Source organism: Bradyrhizobium sp. Y36 (assembly GCF_002531575.1).
Classification (GTDB): domain Bacteria; phylum Pseudomonadota; class Alphaproteobacteria; order Rhizobiales; family Xanthobacteraceae; genus Bradyrhizobium.
Map to the genome: position 1 here is coordinate 91489 of NZ_NWTI01000002.1, position 19967 is coordinate 111455.

At 65.1% G+C, this 19967-nt stretch carries 20 protein-coding genes; 14 read left to right on the forward strand and 6 right to left on the reverse strand.

Annotated elements, in window-relative coordinates; translation table 11 throughout:
- Positions 1-107 precede the first annotated feature (107 nt).
- Positions 108-1649 carry a bifunctional AfsR/SARP family transcriptional regulator/alpha/beta hydrolase gene (locus tag CO669_RS03860; protein WP_097658149.1) on the forward strand — a complete coding sequence of 514 codons (1542 nt, stop codon included), beginning with the start codon at positions 108-110 and terminating at the stop codon, positions 1647-1649.
- Positions 1650-1838: 189 nt separating this feature from the next.
- Here CO669_RS03860 and CO669_RS03865 read toward each other — a convergent pair whose 3' ends face one another.
- Positions 1839-2492, reverse strand: coding sequence for a TetR/AcrR family transcriptional regulator (locus CO669_RS03865; RefSeq protein ID WP_097658151.1), 654 nt, complete (start codon positions 2490-2492; stop codon positions 1839-1841).
- Positions 2493-2739: 247 nt separating this feature from the next.
- Here CO669_RS03865 and CO669_RS03870 point away from each other — a divergent pair, with 247 nt between their 5' ends.
- From CO669_RS03870 to cynS, 7 genes are all read left to right on the forward strand, one after another.
- Positions 2740-3282, forward strand: coding sequence for an OsmC family protein (locus CO669_RS03870; RefSeq protein ID WP_097658153.1), 543 nt, complete (start codon positions 2740-2742; stop codon positions 3280-3282).
- Between the two features lie 35 nt (positions 3283-3317).
- On the forward strand, positions 3318-4430 hold the full coding sequence (locus CO669_RS03875; protein WP_198963817.1) for an acyl-CoA dehydrogenase family protein: 1113 nt from the start codon (positions 3318-3320) through the stop codon (positions 4428-4430).
- A 52-nt stretch (positions 4431-4482) separates the two neighbouring features.
- On the forward strand, positions 4483-5361 hold the full coding sequence (locus tag CO669_RS03880; RefSeq protein WP_097658157.1) for a sulfurtransferase: 879 nt from the start codon (positions 4483-4485) through the stop codon (positions 5359-5361).
- A gap of 118 nt (positions 5362-5479) precedes the next feature.
- Positions 5480-6862, forward strand: coding sequence for a CmpA/NrtA family ABC transporter substrate-binding protein (locus CO669_RS03885; protein WP_097658940.1), 1383 nt, complete (start codon positions 5480-5482; stop codon positions 6860-6862).
- Between the two features lie 172 nt (positions 6863-7034).
- The gene (gene ntrB, locus CO669_RS03890) at positions 7035-7874 is read left to right on the forward strand and encodes a nitrate ABC transporter permease (protein WP_097658159.1); all 840 of its coding nucleotides are present in this window, start codon (positions 7035-7037) and stop codon (positions 7872-7874) included.
- 4 nt (positions 7875-7878) lie between these two features.
- Complete coding sequence (locus CO669_RS03895) at positions 7879-8802, forward strand: ABC transporter ATP-binding protein (protein WP_097658161.1); 924 nt, start codon at positions 7879-7881, stop codon at positions 8800-8802.
- Between the two features lie 72 nt (positions 8803-8874).
- Positions 8875-9363, forward strand: coding sequence for a cyanase (gene cynS / locus CO669_RS03900; RefSeq protein WP_097658163.1), 489 nt, complete (start codon positions 8875-8877; stop codon positions 9361-9363).
- Here cynS and CO669_RS03905 read toward each other — a convergent pair.
- Positions 9350-10177, reverse strand: a complete 828-nt coding sequence (locus CO669_RS03905; RefSeq protein WP_097658165.1) for an isocitrate lyase/PEP mutase family protein — start codon at positions 10175-10177, stop codon at positions 9350-9352. The genes cynS and CO669_RS03905 overlap by 14 nt on opposite strands.
- A 104-nt stretch (positions 10178-10281) precedes the next feature.
- Between CO669_RS03905 and CO669_RS03910 the strand changes: the two genes are divergently transcribed.
- Positions 10282-11271: a LysR family transcriptional regulator gene (locus CO669_RS03910; protein WP_097658167.1), complete on the forward strand. Its 990-nt coding sequence runs from the start codon at positions 10282-10284 to the stop codon at positions 11269-11271.
- A gap of 5 nt (positions 11272-11276) precedes the next feature.
- Here the strand turns inward: CO669_RS03910 and CO669_RS03915 are convergent, their stop codons facing one another.
- On the reverse strand, positions 11277-11600 hold the full coding sequence (locus CO669_RS03915; RefSeq protein ID WP_097658169.1) for a DUF1476 domain-containing protein: 324 nt from the start codon (positions 11598-11600) through the stop codon (positions 11277-11279).
- 333 nt (positions 11601-11933) lie between these two features.
- On the opposite strand from CO669_RS03915, the gene purC reads away from it, so the two are divergent.
- Positions 11934-12701, forward strand: coding sequence for a phosphoribosylaminoimidazolesuccinocarboxamide synthase (gene purC / locus CO669_RS03920; RefSeq protein WP_173015815.1), 768 nt, complete (start codon positions 11934-11936; stop codon positions 12699-12701).
- Positions 12702-12714: 13 nt separating this feature from the next.
- Positions 12715-12957: a phosphoribosylformylglycinamidine synthase subunit PurS gene (purS, locus tag CO669_RS03925; RefSeq protein WP_097658171.1), complete on the forward strand. Its 243-nt coding sequence runs from the start codon at positions 12715-12717 to the stop codon at positions 12955-12957.
- A 115-nt stretch (positions 12958-13072) separates the two neighbouring features.
- On the opposite strand, the gene CO669_RS03930 is transcribed toward purS, so the two are convergent.
- Positions 13073-14089, reverse strand: a complete 1017-nt coding sequence (locus CO669_RS03930) for a magnesium and cobalt transport protein CorA (protein ID WP_097658173.1) — start codon at positions 14087-14089, stop codon at positions 13073-13075.
- A 165-nt stretch (positions 14090-14254) separates the two neighbouring features.
- On the opposite strand from CO669_RS03930, the gene purQ reads away from it, so the two are divergent.
- Both purQ and CO669_RS03940 read left to right on the forward strand, forming a co-directional pair.
- A complete protein-coding gene (purQ, locus tag CO669_RS03935) occupies positions 14255-14956 on the forward strand; it encodes a phosphoribosylformylglycinamidine synthase subunit PurQ (RefSeq protein ID WP_097658175.1) in 702 nt (233 codons plus the stop codon).
- Positions 14953-15939: a tripartite tricarboxylate transporter substrate binding protein BugD gene (locus CO669_RS03940; protein ID WP_097658177.1), complete on the forward strand. Its 987-nt coding sequence runs from the start codon at positions 14953-14955 to the stop codon at positions 15937-15939. Before purQ ends, CO669_RS03940 begins: the two co-directional genes overlap by 4 nt.
- Positions 15940-15951: 12 nt before the next feature.
- On the opposite strand, the gene CO669_RS03945 is transcribed toward CO669_RS03940, so the two are convergent.
- Both CO669_RS03945 and CO669_RS03950 read right to left on the reverse strand, forming a co-directional pair.
- Positions 15952-16917: a DMT family transporter gene (locus CO669_RS03945; RefSeq protein WP_097658179.1), complete on the reverse strand. Its 966-nt coding sequence runs from the start codon at positions 16915-16917 to the stop codon at positions 15952-15954.
- 77 nt (positions 16918-16994) lie between these two features.
- Positions 16995-17474 (reverse strand): PaaI family thioesterase, encoded by a 480-nt coding sequence (locus CO669_RS03950; protein ID WP_198963818.1) that lies wholly within the window; start codon positions 17472-17474, stop codon positions 16995-16997.
- A 185-nt stretch (positions 17475-17659) separates the two neighbouring features.
- Between CO669_RS03950 and purL the strand changes: the two genes are divergently transcribed.
- Positions 17660-19870 (forward strand): phosphoribosylformylglycinamidine synthase subunit PurL, encoded by a 2211-nt coding sequence (gene purL / locus CO669_RS03955; RefSeq protein ID WP_097658182.1) that lies wholly within the window; start codon positions 17660-17662, stop codon positions 19868-19870.
- The last annotated feature ends 97 nt before the right edge of the window (positions 19871-19967 follow it).

Below are 19967 nucleotides of genomic sequence, written 5' to 3' on the forward strand. Positions count from 1 at the left end.
GAGCCTGGACGCCCGCAGGCGGGCAGGCTCGATCTGGCCCGACCGTACCCACCGGACCGTCCCCCGTGCGTCCCCCGGGTGACGCAGGCCGGAAGAAGAGGATTTCCATGACGGCTTTCTCGTTGGGGACGTTCGGGTTCCCCGAGGTCCACGCCGATGGCCGCCCGATCAAGCTGGCCTTGCGCAAGGGGCTTGCGCTGCTGGTTTATCTCGGGGAGGCCAAGGGCCTCGTCGCGCGCGAAATGATGGCCACGCTGCTATGGCCGGAGACGCCGCGGGAGACGGGCCTTGCGCGCCTGCGGCGGCTGCTTCATCGCGTCGAGCTCACGCTCGGCCAGTCGGTATTCGAGACCGACCGCACCAGTCTGCGATGGTCGCCGGACGTCGAGATGAAGCTCGACTCGCACCTGTTCGAGGAGGCCTGCGATCGCGGCGCATTCGAACAGGCCTGCCGGATTTATCGCGGCGATTTCCTGGCGGGATTCGCACCGGAGGACTGCCCCGAATTCGACGACTGGGCCTTCTTCCGCCGCGAGGCGCTGCGGGGACGGCTGGTGCATGCGCTCGAGCGCCTCGTGCAGGACAAGAACGCCGCCGGCGACCATTCCGCCGCGACAGCGCATGCGCAGCGTCTGGTCGAGCTCGATCCGCTCAGCGAGGTCTATGGCCGGCACCTGATCCGCAGCCTGCTGCTGTCCGGCGACCGCAGCGCGGCGGAGCGTCATCACGCGGCCCTGACGCAGCGGCTCCGGGACGAGCTCGGCGTCGCGCCGGAAGCCGAGACCGAAGCCCTGATGAGCCCAGCTGCGGCACCGCATGCCACTCCGACCACACGTTACGTGAAGGGCGGCGGCGTCCATCTGGCCTATCAGACTTACGGCAGCGGTCCGCTCGATATTCTGGTGATGCCCGGCTTCGTGTCGCATGTGGAGCGCGCCTGGGAACATCCGGCGAGCCGGACGTTCCTGGCGTCACTGATGAAGCTCGGGCGGTTGATCGTGTTCGATCGTCGCGGCATCGGGCTGTCCGACCGTGTCGGCGCGGCTCCCGGCATCGACGTCACCGCGGAGGATATCGGCACCGTGCTGCGCGCGGCGGGCTCGCGCCGCGTCGTGCTGTTCGGTGCCTCCGAATGCGGTCCGGCCTGCGTCAAATTCGCGGTCGACGAACCGCGCCGCGTGGCCGGGCTGATCCTGTTCGGTGCGCTGGCCAAGGGGTGTTGGTCGGAGGACTATCCGCACGCGCTGCGCGCCAGCCAGTATGACGCCTGGAGCAGGCAGCTCGTGGCGCAATGGGGCGGGCCGGTCGGGATCGAGGCTTTCGCGCCGAGCCTTGCCAATGATCCGCAGGCGCGTGCCTGGTGGGCCGGCTTGTTGCGGGCCGCGTCCAGTCCCGGCGGCATCTCGGCCGTGCTGGAGGCGTTTCGCGACGCCGACGTGCGGCATCTTCTGCCCGAGATCTCCGTGCCGACGCTGGTGCTGCACCGGCGCGGCGACAAGGCCGTGCGGATTGCGGCGGGCCGGGATATCGCGAGCCGGATCAAAGGTGCGGAGTTCGTCGAGCTGGATGGCAGTGATCACTGGTTCTTTGCGGGGGATCAGCAGCCGGTGCTGGAGGCGATGAGCGGATTTATGAAACGGATCTCGTAGGGTGGGCAAAGCGAAGCGTGCCCACCATCTGCTCGAAAAGGGCGATAGACTGCGTGGGCACGGCGCTTTGCGCCTTTGCCCACACTACGAGGCCTACGAGGCCTCGTAGCCCGGATGGAGCGGAGCGCAATCCGGGACGGTGTTCTCCGCATTCCGCTCCGCTTCATGCGGGCTACGAAGCCGGAGCACTCAAACCGCCTCCAACTGCTCCGCCCCACGTTTCTTCTTCGCCCTGGACTGGCCGAGCAGGGGGCCGGCGGTGAGCGCCGCCGTGTCGGCCACGCCCGGATCGCGCGAGATCATCGCCGCGACGATCGCACCATCGATCAACAGCCCGAGCTGATGGGCGAGCACCGCGGGCTCGCTCGAGCCGAGCTCGCCGGCAAGCTTCTCGATGTGGCCGAGCACGATCTTCTTGTGCTTCATCGCGATGTTGCGGAACTGCTTGGCGTCCTTGTCATGCTCGCCGACGGCGTTGATGAAGGGACAGCCGTAGAAGCGTTCTTCCGCGAACCAGCTCTTCAGGGCCGGGAAGATGCGCGTGAGTTTCGCCTGCGCGTCGCCGCCGCCGTCTTCCATGGCGGCGATGAACCATTCGCGCCACTGCTTGCCTTCGCTCTCCAGCACCGCGTTGACGAGATTGGTCTTGGAGCCGAACAATTTGTACAGCGTGGTCTTCGCAGTGCCGGCCTCCTCGATGATCGCATCGATGCCGGTAGCATTGATGCCGTTCTTGCAGAACAGATGCGACGCGGCGCTGAGCAGGCGCCCGCGCGCGGATTCGTCGTCGCCGGCACCGGCGTGCGGTGAGTTGGAATTCTTCTTCGATGACGTCTTTGCCATGCGCGCCAACTTAATCGCAGCCACGCGGTATCATCAAGCCGCATCTGTCCCGCGCCGAAAAGATTCGCACGACAGGGCGCATCTGCACCGCCTTTGAGCAGGGCGCGACCGATCAATCTGCAGGCAGCGACGCTTAAGCGGCTCCAATGTCTCGTGTTTCGTTTTCGGCCGGCTCTGGCACGCTCCATGCAAGGAAACAGACCGTTCGGTATCCTGCCGCCTTCCGCGGCTTGCCAGGGAGAAGAAGATGACTGCCGTCGTTCAAAAGACAGTGCTGACGGGGTGCCTTGCGCCCATCGACAAGAATGGCCTCGAGCAACTGATCGCGAGCGGCAAGGCCAATCCGAAGGTCGTCAAGACCTTGAAATGCAAGACGGTCGCGGAAGGAAAATTCCGCCACGCCAACTACATCCGCAACCTGCCGCCCTACATCGTCGACGAACCGCCGGGCCTTCTGGGCGACGACACCGCGCCGAATCCGTCGGAGGCCTCGCTGGCCGCGCTCGGCTCCTGCCTTGCCGTCGGCCTGCACGCCAACGCCGTGCATCGCGGCTGGATCGTCAACAAACTCGAGCTCGAGCTCGAAGGCGACCTCAACATCACCGCGGTCTGGGGCACCGGCGACACCTCGGACAAGCCGGTCGGCTTCACCGACGTGCGCGTCAAGGTCGACATGGCGTGCGAGGGCATCGGGCAGGACGAGATCAACGCGCTGGTCGCCCATGTGAAGAAATGGTCGCCGGTCGCCAACACCTTCACCCGCCCGGTCAATCTCGAGGTCGGCATCTAGCTGATCGCAACCAGGACAAGGTGCGGGAGACGATCATGGGTTCACTGGCTTTATCGCGGGTCGACGTTTTGGATCAGGCCGCACCGTCCATTGCAGGCGAGGTGGCGCGAATTGCGCGGGAGCAGCTCGCGCCGCTTGCCGCCGGTATCGATGACGGCACGGTCTATCCGGCCGAGGTGCTGCGCAAGTTCGGTGCGGTGGGTGCCTGGGGCAGCCACGTGCCCCACGAAGGTCCGGCGGACTTGCGCTGCGCCATCCAGGCGATGGCTGCTATCGGCGAGGTCTGCGGTGCCACGGCCTTCATGGCCTGGTGCCAGAACACGCTGGTCTGGTACGCCGCCAACTCGACCAATCTGAAGCTCGCAAAACGTTTCGGCGATGCCTTCTCGACCGGCCGCGTGCTCGGCGGCACCGGGCTCTCGAACCCGATGAAGAGCTTCTTCGGCATCGAGAAGCTGAAACTTAAAGGCAGGAAGGTCGAGGGCGGCTATCTCGTGCGGGGCGCGCTGCCCTGGGTCTCCAATCTCGGCCCCGGACACTATTTCGGCACGATCTTCGAGCGCGAGGACGAGCCGGGGCAGGTGATGTTCCTGGCCGACTGCTCCGATCCCGCGATCACGCTGACGCCGTGCAAGCCGTTCATGGCGATGGACGGCACCGGCACCTATGGCGTCCAGTTCCGCGACGTCTTCGTGCCGGACGACCTGATCCTCGCCGACCCCGCCGGCCCCTTCGTCAAGAAGATCCGCGCCGGCTTCATCCTGCTGCAGGCCGGCATGGCGCTCGGCCTCATCAAAGACTGCATCAACATCATGGACGAGGTCGACAATCCCCTCGGACACATCAACCGCTACCTGCCGCAGCAGCCGGTGCATTTCCGCGATCTCGCCGCCGAGCTCGAAGCAGAGACCATGGCGCTGGCGCGCGACCCCTACAACGAGGAGGAAACTTACTGGCGCAAGGTGATCGCGCTCAGGCTTCGCGCCGGCGAAGCCAGCGTCGCGGCGGCGCATGCGGCGATGCTGCATTGTGGCGCGCGCGGCTACCTCAAGAGCCATCGCGCGCAGCGGCGTTTGCGCGAGGCCTATTTCGTCGCGATCGTCACGCCGGCCACCAAGCAACTGCGCAAGATGCTCGCCGAATCCTGAGCTTCACGAGTCCACCCCAGAAGACCACTTAACCTCAACGGAGAGGCTGCCAATGACGGACGTTCTGATTTCTGCCAGCGAACTTGCCGATCTCTTGAAGCTCGAGCCCTGTGTCGTGATCGACACCCGCAATCCCGACGCCTACGCCGCCGGGCACCTGCCCAACGCCGTGAACGTGCACGAGATCTTCACGTTCCTCGCGACCTCGACGCCGGAAGGCATCAGCGAGCTGAAGACCAAATTCGCCGACGCCTTCGGCGCTGCCGGCCTTTCCGGCAAGGAGACGGCCGTGATCTACGAGCAGTCGATGAATTCCGGCTTCGGCCAGTCCTGCCGCGGCTACTATCTCCTCACCATGCTCGGCTATCCCAAGGTGAGGGTGCTGCATGGCGGCTTCGATGCGTGGGCGGGTGCGGGCCTTCCGGTGACGAAGGATGTGCCGACGCCGGCGAAAGCCTCGTTCACGATCGTTCCGGAAGCCGGCGAGATCCTGATCGACGCGAAAACCATGCTCGCCGCGGTCGGCAAGCCCGGCATCGCCATCCTCGACGTGCGCGACGTCGACGAATGGATCGGCGACAGTTCGTCTCCGTACGGCAAGGATTTCTGCCCGCGCAAGGGCCGCATCCCCGGGGCGGTGTGGCTGGAATGGTACCGCATGATGAAGCCGACCGCGGAAGGACCGCGCTTCAAGTCCAAGGACGAGATCCTGGCCGAGTGCGCCACCGTCGGCATCTCGCCGTCAACGCCGGTTTATCTCTACTGCTTCAAGGGGGCGCGCGCCTCGAACACGTTCCTGGCGCTGAAGAACGCCGGCGTGAAGGACGTGCGGATGTATTTCGGCTCCTGGAACGAATGGTCGCGCGATCCGTCGCTGCCGATCGAGCAGGGGCTGCCCGTGGCTGCCCAGGTAACAGGCAAGGCGGCATAGAACCTGCATGTTTCCAGTGGCCCGGCTGCGCAAGCCGTAGCCGGGCCACGATGGAATTTTGAGCCGACGCGGCGGACAACGGCGTCCCTTGCGCGGTGTGACAAAGGGGCGCAGCAGCATGTCCACGTTCGACGATCCGTTTGATGCCGACCGCAGTCTTCAGTCGGGTTGCGTGTGCGGCCAGCACCGTTCGGCAGGAGAGCACGAGCAGGCGGCCCTGGCCTTGCGCTGCGAGCCCGTCGAGAGCGAGGAGAAGCGCTACCAGGGCGTTGTCGCCGCCACCGTGATGCGCGCGATGTTTCCGCAGGACGTGGCGCGGCGCGCTTTCCTGAAATCGGTCGGTGCCTCCACTGCGCTGGCTGCGCTCTCGCAGTTCTTCCCGCTGCAGACCGCGACCGAAGTGTTCGCGCAGGCCGGCGCGCCCGAGAAGAAGGATCTCAAGGTCGGCTTCATCCCGATCACTTGCGCGACGCCGATCATCATGGCGGCGCCGATGGGCTTCTATGCCAGGCACGGCCTCAACGTCGAGGTGGTCAAGACCGCCGGCTGGGCCGTGATCCGCGACAAGACCATCAACAAGGAATACGACGCCGCGCACATGCTGGCGCCGATGCCGATCGCGATCTCGCTCGGCCTCGGTGCCAACGCCATTCCCTTCGCCGTGCCTGCGATCGAGAACATCAACGGGCAGGGCATCGTGCTGGCGACCAAGCACAAGGACAAGCGCGACCCGAAGGACTGGAAGGGAATGAAGTTCGCCATTCCCTTCGACTATTCCATGCACAATTACCTCTTGCGCTATTATCTCGCCGAGCACGGTCTCGACCCCGACACGGATGTGCAGCTGCGCTCGGTGCCGCCGCCGGAGATGGTCGCGAATTTGCGCGCCGACAACATCGACGGCTTCCTCGCACCCGACAACATCTGCCAGCGCGCGATCTATGACGGCGTCGGCTTCATGCATCTTCTGTCGAAGGAGATCTGGGACGGCCACCCCTGCTGCAGCTTTGCCGCCAGCCGCGAGTTCATCACGACTGCGCCCAACAGCTTTGCGGCGCTGACCCGCGCCATCGTCGACGCCACCGCTTTCGCCTCGAAGGCGGAGAACCGCAAGCAGATCGCGGAAGCGATCGCGCCCGCCAACTACATCAACGCGCCGGTCACGGTGCTGGAGCAGGTCCTGACCGGCACCTATGCCGACGGCCTCGGCGGCGTGAAGACCGATGCCAAGCGCGTCGATTTCGATCCGTTCCCCTGGCAGTCCTTTGCGGTGTGGATGCTGACGCAGATGAAGCGCTGGGGCCAGATCAAGGGCGACGTCGACTACAAGGCGGTCGCGGAGCAGGTGTATCTCGCCACCGACACCAAGAAGCTGATGACGGAGATGGGCTTGTCGCCGCCGGCGACCGCGTACAAATCGTTCGCGGTGATGGGCAAGAATTTCGATCCGGCCAAGCCGGAGGATTACGTGGCGAGCTTCAAGATCAGGAAGTCGTCGTGATGACGGGCAGCGCTCTCTCTCCATCGTCGTCCCGGCGAACGCCGGGACCCATAACCACAGGGAGATGTTTGGCGATGACCCGTCGTTCGGTACTCCCACTGACCGGCATCGATAGATCACGCGGTATGGGTCCCGGCGTTCGCCGGGACGACGGGTGGAGAGGTCTTGCCCGATGACATCCTCCCTCCGTCTCCGTGCCGGCCTCGTCTCCATCGTGCTGCTCGCCGCATTCCTCGGCATCTGGCATCTGGCCACGCGCTCGGCCGGCACTGCCGCGACGATGAGCCCGGAATACGCCAAGCTGATGGGCTTGACCGCGACGCAGGGTAAATCGGCGATGCCCGGGCCGCTCGATGTCGGCGTCAAGCTGTGGGAGCATCTGAGGCGGCCGTTCTACGACAACGGGCCGAACGACAAGGGTCTCGGCATCCAGCTCGCTTATTCCATCGCGCGGGTCGGCACCGGCTATCTGCTCGCCGTGCTGGTCGCGATCCCGCTCGGCTTTCTGATCGGCATGTCGCCGCTGCTCAGCAAGGCGCTCGATCCCTTCATCCAGGTGCTGAAGCCGATCTCGCCTCTGGCTTGGATGCCGCTGGCGCTCTACACCATCAAGGATTCCTCGATCTCGGCAATCTTCGTCATCTTCATCTGCTCGATCTGGCCGATGCTGCTCAACACCGTGTTCGGCGTGGCCAGCGTCCGCAAGGAATGGATCAACGTCGCGCGCACGCTCGAGGTCGGCACCGTCAGGCGCGCCTTCACCGTGATCCTGCCTGCGGCGGCGCCGACGATCCTGACCGGCATGCGCATCTCGATCGGCATCGCCTGGCTCGTCATCGTCGCCGCCGAGATGCTCGTCGGCGGCACCGGCATCGGCTACTTCGTCTGGAACGAGTGGAATAACCTGTCGATCACCAACGTCATCATCGCGATCCTCCTGATCGGGATCGTCGGCATGCTGCTCGACCAGATCCTGGCGCGCTTCACGCGCATGGTCACGTTTCCGGAGTAGGGCGGTGTCCGACAAATTCATCTCCATCGAAGGCATCGCGAAGCGCTACCCTGGCGCCGGGGGAGCCACCACGACCGTCTTCGAGAATCTGTGGCTGTCGATGGCGCGCGGCGAGTTCGCTTGCGTGATCGGACATTCCGGTTGCGGCAAGACCACCGTGCTCAACATCCTCGCCGGGCTCGATGCGCCGAGCGAGGGCGCCGTCATCGTCGACGGGCAGGCGATTTACGGCACCAGCCTCGACCGCGCCGTCATCTTCCAGAGCCACGCGTTGTTGCCCTGGCGCACCGTGCTCGGCAATGTCGCCTATGCCGTGAGCTCGAAATGGCGGAGCTGGGACCGGGCCAAGGTCAAGGCGCACGCGCAGACGTTCATCGATCTCGTTGGTCTTTCCGGCTCCGAGCACAAGCGACCGTCGGAGCTGTCGGGCGGCATGAAGCAGCGTGTCGGCATTGCACGCGCGCTCTCGATCACGCCGAAGATGATGCTGATGGACGAGCCGTTCTCGGCGCTTGACGCATTGACGCGCGGCACGCTGCAGGACGAGGTCCGCCGCATCTGCCTCGAGACCGGGCAGACCGCCTTCATGATCACCCATGACGTCGACGAGGCGATCTATCTCGCCGACAAGATCTTCCTGATGACCAACGGGCCCGGCGCGGTGCTCGCGGAGGTGGTCGAGAACCCGCTGCCGAGGGATCGCGGCCGCACCGATCTGCACCGCCATCCGCTCTACTACGCGCTGCGCAACCACATCGTCGATTTCCTGGTGACGCGCAGCAAGACCTTTGCCACCGAGACACCCGGTCACGATCCGCGTAATGTGCCGCTGGTGCATATCGGCAAGCCCGGACTGACGATCGCAACCGGCGGCGACGAGCAGAGACTGGCTTGGACAGCGGGGACCAGTCCCGGACTGACGGCTTGATTTGTAGACGCATGATCTACGGAATACCGCTTCACACGTTTCCGGATCATGCTTTTGAAGGGAGACCCTGAGATGAAACGCGAAGACCTCACCGAAAAGCTGCTCGACATCAAGCGCGAGAAGGGATGGAGCTGGAAGCACATCTGCGACAAGATCGGCGGCTATTCCGAGGTGCTCATCGTCGGCGCCATCCTCGGCCAGATGAAGCTGACGAAGCCGCAGGCCGCCAATGCCGGCGAGCTGTTCGGCCTGTCGAAAGCGGAAGTCGCGATGCTCAACGAGGTGCCGATGCGCGGCACCGGCACGCCGATGCCGCCGACCGATCCCCTGATCTACCGCTTCTACGAAATGGTGATGGTGAACGGTCCGGCCTGGAAGGCGCTGATCGAAGAGGAATTCGGCGACGGCATCATGTCGGCGATCGACTTCGACATGGCAATGGAGCGCGTCGCCAATCCGAAGGGCGACCGCGTCAAAATCACCATGAGCGGCAAATTCCTGCCCTACAAATATTACGGCGCCAGCGGCAACGTGCCGGAATACGGCTTCAAGGAGGACTGACCGACGCAAAGGCTTCGCGCAGCTCGGCCACCGGAGCCATCTGGCGAACATAGGTGAAGGACCCCTTGTCCTTCATCTCGCGCGCGCAGCTCAAGAACGCGGCGAGCGCGTAACGCGACATCGCGCCACCGACGCTGATGCGCTTGACGCCGGCAGCGGACAATTGTCCGACTGTCAGCGTCGGGTCGGCAAAGCCCATCACGTGGTTGAACGGCTTGCTCAGCGAGGAGACGACAGTCCGGATCGTGGCGAGGTCGTATAGCCCCGGCGAATAAAGGACATCGGCTCCCGCGGCCTCGAAGGCCTGCAGGCGGCGAGTAGTGTCTTCGATGTCCTTGCGGCCGTGCAGGAAGTTCTCGGCCCGCGCAGTCAACGTGAACGGAATTGGCAGCGCGCGCGCTACTTCCACGGCGGCCTGGACGCGCTCGACGGCGTGGGAGAAGTCGTAGATGGGGCGATCGCGGTCGCCGCTGAAATCCTCGATCGAGCCGCCGACGGCGCCGGCCTCGGCGGCACGCTGAATTGCTTCGGCGGCACGCTTCGGCTCGTCTGCGCCGCAGTTCTCGAGATCGACGCTGACGGGCAGGTCGGTCGCTTCGACGATCGCGCGCGCGTTGGCGAGGATGACATCGAGGCCGACGCCGCTCCTGCCGAGCATGTTGGCCACCCCGAGGCTCGTGGTCGCCAGGGCCTCGAAGCCCATCGCGGCGAGCAGCTTGGCCGTACCGGCATCCCATGGATTGGGAATGATGAAGGCATCCCGCCGCTCGTGCAGCGCGCGAAACGCCGTCGCCTTGTCCAGCTGGCTCGTCATGGCTCGTCTCCGTGTTGTCGGTCGAGGCAGCCTTAGGCGCGTTTTCTCCATTCGCCAAATTTGTTATTTTGGCAGGTATCATCAGTTTTTTGCATGAGGTTGGGATGGACAGCGACGCCCTCGACACCTTTCTGGCCGTTCATCGCAGGGGCGGGATCTCGAACGCCGCGAAGGTCCTGCACCGTTCGCAGCCGGCGATTTCGCGCCGTATCGCTCTGCTGGAGCAGGAGCTCGGCGTGCCCTTGTTCGAACGGGTGGCAGGCCGCACCCGGCTCAGCGACGCCGGGCGCGTGCTGATCCCCTATGCCGAGCGCGCGGTCGCCGCGGCACAGGATGCCGAACAGGCGATACGCGCATTGACCAAGCAGAATGCGGGGCCGGTTTCGCTGGCCGTGACCGGCACGCTCGCCGATGGCCGCCTCTCGACCGTCATGAAGCGGTTCGCCAGGGAAAATCCGGCGGTCGCGCTGACCTTGCGGACGGCGACCAGCGCGGAGGTCAGCGATCTCATCCGGCGCGGCGAGGCCACGATCGGTCTGCGCTACAACACCGACCGCGCCGGCGATCTCGCCTGCGAGCTGGTGCTGACCGAGGCGTTGCAGGTCGTCTGTGCGCCCGATCATCCGCTGGCCGGCAAGCGCGTGAAGCGGCTCGCCGAGCTTCGCGGAGAACGCTGGATCGCATTTCCGGAAACGCGCGGACGGCGCGAGATCGCCGCGGCCCATGTGTTCGCGCTGTTTCTCACGCAAGGGCTCGGCGAGGTCGAATGGACCGCCGTCGACAGCCTCACCGCGCAGAAGCGCCTCGTGGAGGCCGGCTTCGGTCTTGCACTGCTGGCGCGAAGCCATGTGGATGAGGAGCTGCGCGCAGCCTCGATCGCGACGATCGCCGTCGGCGATCTTGCCGCGGACCAGGACACCGTCCTCGTGACGCGTCGCGGCGGCTTTCTGAGCGCCGCTGCACGGCGTCTGCTCGACACCATCCGCCGCAACTACACCGGGCAGGATGTCTCGGCCACGTCGACCGTCAAAAAGCGAAACGTCAGAAAAAAGACGCCGGTGCGCAAGGTTGTTGCGCGCCGGCGTCTTGCCTGAGTGGATTATTTCCCCGCCTTCACCTCGGCGGCCGCGACCGCGAGCAACTCGCTCATCTTGGCGCGAATCGCCTGTTCGGTGACGGCGATGTTCTTGGCGGCGAAATCGGTCGTGAGCTTGCGCAGGACGTCGGCATCGCCCGCTTCCTCGAAATCGGCCGCGACGACCTCCTTGGCATAGGCCGTGGCGGCGTCGCCGGTGATACCGAGCTTTTCGGCGGCCCAAAGCCCGAGCAGCCGGTTGCGGCGGGCCTCCGCCTTGAACTTCTGCTCCTCGTCGAGGGCAAACTTCTTCTCAAAGCCTTCCTCGCGCTTGTTGATCTCGCTCATGCCTATTGCAAATCCCTGCTGACTGGACCCGGCGGGCCCTCGTTGCGATGGCCCCGGTGCATGCCTACATAGATAGCACGAATCGGCAAAACAACGGGCCGTTAAGCCGCAGGCAAGACGGTATAAGTTGGCGCCGGACGGCCGGATCGATTGTGCTGGGACAGCCAATCGGATAGGTTGCCTAAAGGCTTGGTTCCCGTTCTGTTTCCCCAGGTTTCCTTGGGGTTTCTTGATGGGTTCCCAGCCGTTCACGGCAGCTCCGCTGTGGGTCGTAATCCTAGTCAACCGGAGCACACCAAATTCATGGATTTCAACAAAACACGGTACATCCCCATGAGCCGTCGGCGTCGCATTTATGAAGGCAAGGCAAAGGTTCTGTATGAAGGCCCGGAGCCCGGTACCCTGATCCAGCACTTCAAGGATGACGCCACCGCGTTCAATGCGAAAAAGCATCAGGTGATCGAGGGCAAGGGTGTCCTCAACAACCGGATCTCGGAGTACCTGTTTCAGCACCTCAACGACATCGGGGTGCCGACCCATTTCATCCGCCGCCTCAACATGCGCGAGCAGTTGATTCGCGAGGTCGAGATCGTGCCGCTCGAGGTCGTGGTGCGGAATGTTGCCGCCGGCTCGCTGTCACAGCGCCTCGGCATCGAGGAGGGCACGCAGCTGCCCCGTTCGATCATCGAATTCTACTACAAGAACGACCAGCTCAACGACCCCATGGTGTCGGAAGAGCACATCACCGCCTTCGGCTGGGCGACGCCGCAGGAGATCGACGACATCATGGCGCTCGCCATCCGTGTCAACGACTTCCTCACCGGCCTCTTCCTCGGCATCGGTATCCGCCTCGTCGACTTCAAGATGGAGTGCGGCCGCCTGTTCGAGAACGAGATGATGCGCATCATCGTCGCCGACGAGATCTCGCCGGACAGCTGCCGTCTGTGGGACATCAAGTCGAACGAGAAGCTCGACAAGGACCGCTTCCGGAGGGACCTCGGCGGCCTGCTCGAGGCCTATACCGAAGTTGCAAAGCGCCTCGGCATCCTGATGGAGAACGAGCGTCCGCAGGGCTCCGGCCCGGTGCTGGTGAAGAGCTGAAGAGGATTTTGACGTGAAGGCACGTGTCACCGTTACCTTGAAGACGGGCATTCTGGATCCGCAGGGCAAGGCCATCGAAGGCGCGCTGAAGTCGCTCGGCGTCGACGGCGTCGCCAGCGTCCGGCAGGGCAAGGTGTTCGACATCGAGCTCGCCGGCGCCGACAAGGCCAAGGCGGAAGCCGCGCTGAAGCAGGCCGCCGACAAGCTGCTGGCGAACACCGTGATCGAGAATTACCGGGTCGAGCTGATCAGCTAGGCCTGCCCTTGTAGCCCGGATGGAGCGAAGCGAAATCCGGGGCTACATCCGCGGCGGCACTGTCCCGGATTGCGCTTCGCTCCATCCGGGCTATGCGGCTGCGAAGCTCTCTCGCTCACAACCACCCTGCACGACGAAACCGCCAGTACAGCGCGCCGCAGGCCGTCAGCATCACGCCGAGCAGCAGATAATAGCCGTACTCCCACTCCAGCTCCGGCATGTGCTTGAAGTTCATGCCGTAGATGCCGGCGAGGGCGGTCGGGATCGCGATGATCGCAAGCCAGGAGGCGAGCTTCTTCGACACCGCCGTCTCCTGCGCCTGGCCCACCAGCAGGCTCGCTTCGAACGCGAAGGCCAGCACCTCGCGCATGGAATCGATCCGCTCCTGGATGTTGCGGACGTGGTCGGTGACGTCGCGGAACAGCGGCTGCATGGCCTGTCGCACCATTGACAGCTCGTCATGCTCCAGCCGGCGGCAAACCTCCACCAGCGGGCCGATCGCGTTGCGCAGCCGTAAGAGGTCGCGGCGCAGCATGTAGAGCCGCTCGATCTGCGCCTTGCTGATCGGCTTGGAGAGCACGTCGTCCTCGATGCCCTCGACCTCGTCGTGAATGCTCTCGAGCACGGGCGAGTAGTTGTCGACGATGAAATCGAGGATGGCGTAGAGGATGTAGTCCTCGCCGCGGGCGAGCGCCCGCGGGCAGCTCTCGCAACGCTCGCGCACAGGCTTGTAGGACGTCGAAGCGCCGTGGCGGACGGAGACGAGATAACCTTCGCCGACGAAGATGTGCGTCTCGCCGAAGGCGATGCGGCCCTCGATCAATTGCGCGGTGCGCGCCACGATGAACAGGGCCTCACCATATTGCTCGATCTTGGGGCGCTGATGGGCGTGGTTGGCGTCCTCGATGGCGAGCTCGTGCAGGTCGAACTGCTTTTGCACCGCTTCGAGCAGCGCCATGTCGGGCTCATGCAGTCCGATCCAGACCACGTGGCCGGGCTTGGCCCGCCAGCTCGAGGCCTCGCTGATGGCGATATTGGCGACGCGCCTTCCATCGACATAGGCACCGGCGGCGACGACGCCCTCGGTGGATACCGGCTCGGAGGGGGATGCGGGTAGCGACGGGACGTTCATGGCTTCAATCCCGGGCAAATCGCCAAGCAGAAGTGCCGTGGCTATGGCCTGTGTACAAGGCCGCCCGGCAAGGCTAGCACTGGTAAAATCCCCGTCAAATGGCTATGTCTCCTCACGAAATGGCCCTTTGGCCAGCCCGATTCCCGTCACCACCGGAACCCGAACATGAAAGCCGCCATCCTCGTCTTTCCCGGAATCAACCGTGAGCGCGACATGGCGCGTGCGCTGAGGCTGATCTCGGGCCACGAGCCGGCGATGGTCTGGCACGCCGAGACCTCGCTGCCTGCCGGCACCGATCTCGTGGTGGTGCCCGGCGGCTTCTCCTACGGCGACTACCTGCGCTGCGGCGCCATCGCGGCCCGCGCGCCGGTGATGGACGCGGTGCGCGACTATGCGGCCAAGGGCGGCCTCGTGCTCGGCGTCTGCAACGGTTTTCAGATCCTCTGCGAATCCGGCCTTTTGCCTGGCGTCTTGATGCGCAACGCGCGGCTGAAGTTCATCTGCCATGACGTGCATCTGCGCGTCGAGCGTTCCGATACGCCCTTCACCCGCGGCTACAATGCAGGGCAGGTGATCCGGGTGCCGGTCGCCCATGGCGAGGGCAATTACGAGGCGGACGAGGAGACCATCAAGCGGCTCGAAGGCGAGGGGCGGGTGCTCTATCGCTACTGCTCCGCCGAAGGCGTGGTGGATGAGGCGCACAACATCAACGGCGCGGCACATTCAATCGCCGGTATCGTCAACGACAAGGGCAATGTGCTCGGGATGATGCCGCATCCGGAAAACCACGTCGAAGACATCATGGGCTGCACCGACGGCCGTGGCTTGTTCGCAGGCCTCGCCCAGCATCTGGAAAAGGCCGCGTGATTTCCTTCGTCCTGAAGCGTTCGCTCGCCGCGATTACGGCGCTGTCGTTGGCGTCATTTTCGCTCGCAACCGGCGCCTTCGCCCAGGACTTCCCCAAGCGTCCGATCACCATGATCGTGCCGTTCGCGGCCGGTGGCACCTCGGACGTGATCGCGCGCGCGGTGGCCGAGCAGATGGGCATCGCGCTCGGCCAGACAATCGTGATCGAGAACGTCGCCGGCGCCGGCGGCTCGACCGCGCTGGCGCGCGCTTCGCGCGCGGACCCCGATGGCTACACCATCGCGATCGGCAATGCCGGCACCAATGCGGCGACCTACACGATCTATCCCAAGCTGCCGTTCACGCCTGAGTCCTTCGTGCCGATCGCCATGGTGGCGAAGACGTTCGGCATCATCGCGCTGCGCAAGGATTTTCCGGCGAAAGATCTGAAGGAGTTCATCGCCTACGCCAAGGCCAATCCCGGCAAGATCAATCTCGGCCATGCCGGCGTCGGCTCCTCGAACTACCTGATCTGCAAGAGCTTCGTCACCGCCGCGGGGATCGACGCGACGCTGGTCGGCTATCGCGGCGCCGCGCCTGCGCTGACTGATGCGGTCGGCAGCCAGATCGACGGCGTCTGCGATGCGGCAGCCTCGGTCTCGCAATCGATCAACGAGAGGCTGGTGAAGGGCCTCGTGGTCGGCTCGACCGTGCGGCTCGCGACGCTGCCGGATCTGCCGACCTCCGCGGAGGCCGGCCTGCCCGAATTCGAGGCGCAGGGCTGGAACGGCCTGTTCGCGCCGAAGGGGACGCCGCCCGCGGTGATCGCCAAGCTGAACGCGGCCGCGCGCGCCGCCGTGGAGACCGACGCGGTCAAGAAGCGCTTTGCCGACCTTTCGACCGTCGCCCCCGACGCCGACGAGCATGCGCCCGAAGTGCTGCAAAAGCTGGTGACCCGCGACGTCGAGAAGTACCGGAAGATGCTGGCGGACGACGCCAAGTAGAATCCTCTCGCGCTATCGCCGCTTCAGACGCTCCGCCGGCACCGTCATGGCCGCGACGCCGGCCATCACCAGCAGCAAGCCAACCGCCAGGTTCGACGGCACGGTCTCGCCGAGCAGCAGCACGGAGAGGCCGACGCCGATCGGGATGCGCAGATAGCCTTGTGCGTTGGTCGTCAGCGTGCCGAGGCGGCTGAGACAGACATAGAACAGCATCAAGCCGAATGCGCTCGAGACGATGCCCATGATGATGGTGGCGACGATCGCTTCGAGCGTCGGCTGCAGCGTCCAGGGCTGGTCGATGACCAGCGCCGGCGGCAGCAGCACGAGGCCGCCGAACAGCACTGAGCCCGCCGCCACCACCATCGGATCATAGTCGGACAGGCGCAGGCCGAAGATGCTCGCGCAGGCAAACGAGATGGTGGCGAGCAGAATGGCGATCTCCGCCACGATCTCGTTGCCGAGACCGCGTACCGCGTCGAGGCCGACGATGACGACGGTCCCGGCAAGGCCGAGGATCGCACCTGCAAGCTTGAGCAGCGTCGCCGGCTCGTGGCGCGTGATCATCGAGGTGATCAGGAAGGCAAAGATCGGCGTCGTCGAGGCCAGCACCACCGTGTTCGAGGCCGGCACATATTGCTGCGACCAGGTGATGACCAGAAACGGAAAGGTGGAGTTGATGAGCTGCTGGGTTGCGAACAGCTTCCAGGCATTCGCGTCGGTCGGGACCTTGATGCCGCGCATCCACAGGATCGCGAACAGGAAGGCGGCGGCGATCAGCGAGCGTACCGAGATGAAGGTGATCGGCGGGATGCTGGGAAGCGCCAGCTTCGTCAGCGGATAGGTCGAGCTCCAGCAGAACGCGAGCGCGAGCAGCAGGGCATAGTCGCGCCAGCTGCGCGCACCGGTGACGGGCATGGACGGCAATGGCGTTGATGCGGCCGCCGTCGGGCGACGCGCCTCCGATGTGCTCTGCGGCACCTTGTTCCTGCTCCCCGGCGCGACAAGCGCTTGCCGGGAAGTCTGGGCGAGGGCGCGCGAAAAGGGAAGGCGGCGAGCTATGCGTTTGGCTGAGGGAGCGCCTTCCGCTTCATCCGCTTGATGGTGCCGGAAAAGGTCAGCAGCACCCGGTCGCCCGACACCATCTTGCCGCGCAGGAAGATCAGCGAGCCGCCGGCGCGGGTGACCTCGCCGGTGCATTCGATCAGTTCGCCCTCGCGTGCCGCGTCGAGGAATTCGCAGGCAAAATTGGTCGTGACCGCCCGGCTGTCCAGGACATGGGTGGCGATCGCAAACAGCGAGTAGTCGGCAAAGGCCATGTAGCAGCCGCCATGGACGTTGCCGGAGCCGTTGAGGTGCTTCTTCTCGACCCGGAAGGCGCTGCGGACGCTGCCGTCGGCCTCGATCCGGTGCCAGAAGGGGCCGACATGGGCTTCAAAACTGTCGCGAATCCAGGTCCGCCAGCCCACAAATTCGCCCTCGGTGGCGACATGGAGGTCAGGGCGGCGGGGCGGGGGTGCTTTGGTCAATTCGTGCAAGGAAATGGGCCTTCAATTGCGGGTCTTGAGCCCTTAAATCCGATCCGTCCGCGCCGTGCAATTCCTGTTCCCGCCGCCCCCGCCTGCAAAACGTGGGACAGCGGGAAAATGGGCCATAAAGGGCTTTTCGCGAGCCCCGGATGTTCCTAAGAACGGCCAAACCGCCGCCGAAAGCCCCTGAAGCCATGAAGAACGAACCCAAGATCACCCCCGAACTGGTTGCCGCCCACGGGCTCAAGCCCGACGAATACGAGCGCATCCTGAAGCTGATCGGGCGAGAGCCGACCTTCACCGAGCTCGGCATCTTCTCGGCGATGTGGAACGAGCACTGCTCGTACAAATCCTCGCGTATCCATCTCAAGGGCCTGCCGACCAAGGCGCCCTGGGTGATCCAGGGGCCCGGCGAGAATGCCGGTGTGATCGACATCGGCGACGGCCAGGCCGTGGTCTTCAAGATGGAGAGCCACAACCATCCGAGCTACATCGAGCCCTATCAGGGCGCGACAACCGGCGTCGGCGGCATTTTGCGCGACGTCTTCACCATGGGCGCGCGCCCGATCGCCTGCCTCAATGCGCTGAGCTTCGGCGCGCCCGAGCATGCCAAGACCCGGCATCTCGTCTCCGGCGTCGTCGCCGGTGTCGGCGGCTACGGCAATTCCTTCGGCGTGCCGACGGTGGGCGGTCAGGTCCGTTTCCACACCCGTTATGACGGCAACATCCTCGTCAACGCGATGGCGGTCGGCCTCGCTGATGCCGACAAGATATTCTATGCGGCCGCCTCCGGCGTGAACATGCCGATCGTCTATCTCGGCTCCAAGACGGGCCGCGACGGCATCCACGGCGCCTCGATGGCCTCGGCCGAGTTCGACGACAAATCCGAGGAGAAGCGCCCGACCGTGCAGGTCGGCGATCCCTTCGCCGAGAAGCTGCTGCTCGAAGCCTGCCTCGAGATCATGGAGAAGGGCTGCGTCATCGCGATCCAGGACATGGGCGCGGCGGGCCTGACCTGCTCGGCCGTGGAAATGGGCGCCAAGGGCGACCTCGGCGTCGACCTCGATCTCGACGCGGTCCCGACCCGGGAGACCGGCATGAGTGCGTACGAGATGATGCTCTCGGAGAGCCAGGAGCGCATGCTCATGGTGCTCAAGCCCGAGAAGGAAAAGGAAGCCGAGGCGATCTTCAAGAAGTGGGGCCTCGACTTCGCCGTGGTCGGCTACACCACGCCGAGCAAGCGTTTTGTGGTCAAGCATGGCGGCGACGTCATGGCCGACCTGCCGATCAAGGAGCTCGGTGACGAGGCGCCGCTCTATGACCGTCCGCATGTCCCCTCCGCCGCGCTGCCGGTCGTGCACGCGCGCGAGGTGCCGGCGCCGATGGCGCTCGGCGCTGCTTTGGAGAAGCTGATCGGCACGCCCGACATGTGCAGCAAGCGCTGGGTCTGGGAGCAGTACGACCACGTTATCTTGGGCAACACCATGCAGCGTCCGGGCGGCGATGCCGCCGTGGTGCGCGTCGAGGACGGGCCGAAGGGCCTGGCACTCACCGTCGACGTGACGCCGCGCTATTGCGAGGCCGATCCGTTCGAGGGCGGCAAGCAGGCGGTGGCGGAAGCCTGGCGCAACATCACCGCGGTCGGCGGCAAGCCGCTCGCGATCACCGACAATCTCAATTTCGGCAACCCCGAGCGGCCCGAGATCATGGGCCAGTTCGTCGGCTGCCTGAAGGGCATCTCGGAAGCCTGCCGCACGCTCGACTTCCCGGTCGTCTCCGGCAACGTCTCGCTCTACAACGAGACCAACGGCCGCGCGATCCTCCCCACGCCCTCGATCGGCGGCGTCGGCCTGCTCGACGATTTCACCAAATCGGCGTCGCTCGCCTTCAAGGCCGAGGGCGAGGCGATCCTGCTGGTCGGCGAGACCCATGGCTGGCTCGGGCAGTCGGTGTACCTGCGCGACATCTGCGGTCGCGAGGAGGGGGCCCCGCCGCCGGTCGATCTCGCCGCCGAGAAGCGCAACGGCGACTGCGTGCGCGGCATGATCCATGCGGGCACCGCGACTGCGGTGCACGACCTCTCCGACGGTGGCTTGTTGATTGCGCTCGCCGAGATGGCGATGGCGGGCGGCATCGGCGCAAAGCTGCTGGCCGCGCCGACGTCGCTGGTCTCGCAGGCCTATTGGTTCGGCGAGGACCAGGCGCGCTATCTCGTCACCGTGCCGGAAACGGAAGCCGGCCGCGTGCTCGCCAAGATGCGCGGCTGCGAGGTGCCTTGCGTGCGCATCGGCACCACCGGCGGCGATGCGATTGCGATCGCGGGCGAGACGCCGGTCACGATCGATGCCCTGCGCAAGTCGCACGAGCGCTGGCTGCCGGACTATATGGGCGTCAAGGCGGCGTAAGGCGCCACACACTCAGAGTCGTACCCCGGATGGAGCGAAAGCGTAATCCGGGACCGCTGGCGCTTGTGGCAAGACCCCCGGATTTCGCTGCGCTCCA

Excerpts from the sequence above, each read along its gene's own strand:
- CO669_RS03860 (WP_097658149.1), top strand. The coding sequence starts at position 108 with ATGACGGCTTTCTCGTTGGGGACGTTCGGGTTCCCCGAGGTCCACGCC.
- CO669_RS03880 (WP_097658157.1), top strand. The coding sequence starts at position 4,483 with ATGACGGACGTTCTGATTTCTGCCAGCGAACTTGCCGATCTCTTGAAG.
- CO669_RS03930 (WP_097658173.1), bottom strand. The coding sequence starts at position 14,089 with ATGAACGTCCCGTCGCTACCCGCATCCCCCTCCGAGCCGGTATCCACC.
- cynS (WP_097658163.1), top strand. The coding sequence starts at position 8,875 with ATGAAACGCGAAGACCTCACCGAAAAGCTGCTCGACATCAAGCGCGAG.
- CO669_RS03915 (WP_097658169.1), bottom strand. The coding sequence starts at position 11,600 with ATGAGCGAGATCAACAAGCGCGAGGAAGGCTTTGAGAAGAAGTTTGCC.
- CO669_RS03870 (WP_097658153.1), top strand. The coding sequence starts at position 2,740 with ATGACTGCCGTCGTTCAAAAGACAGTGCTGACGGGGTGCCTTGCGCCC.
- CO669_RS03910 (WP_097658167.1), top strand. The coding sequence starts at position 10,282 with ATGGACAGCGACGCCCTCGACACCTTTCTGGCCGTTCATCGCAGGGGC.
- CO669_RS03905 (WP_097658165.1), bottom strand. The coding sequence starts at position 10,177 with ATGACGAGCCAGCTGGACAAGGCGACGGCGTTTCGCGCGCTGCACGAG.
- CO669_RS03875 (WP_198963817.1), top strand. The coding sequence starts at position 3,318 with ATGGGTTCACTGGCTTTATCGCGGGTCGACGTTTTGGATCAGGCCGCA.
- CO669_RS03865 (WP_097658151.1), bottom strand. The coding sequence starts at position 2,492 with ATGGCAAAGACGTCATCGAAGAAGAATTCCAACTCACCGCACGCCGGT.
- CO669_RS03885 (WP_097658940.1), top strand. The coding sequence starts at position 5,480 with ATGTCCACGTTCGACGATCCGTTTGATGCCGACCGCAGTCTTCAGTCG.
- ntrB (WP_097658159.1), top strand. The coding sequence starts at position 7,035 with ATGACATCCTCCCTCCGTCTCCGTGCCGGCCTCGTCTCCATCGTGCTG.
- purQ (WP_097658175.1), top strand. The coding sequence starts at position 14,255 with ATGAAAGCCGCCATCCTCGTCTTTCCCGGAATCAACCGTGAGCGCGAC.
- purC (WP_173015815.1), top strand. The coding sequence starts at position 11,934 with ATGAGCCGTCGGCGTCGCATTTATGAAGGCAAGGCAAAGGTTCTGTAT.
- purL (WP_097658182.1), top strand. The coding sequence starts at position 17,660 with ATGAAGAACGAACCCAAGATCACCCCCGAACTGGTTGCCGCCCACGGG.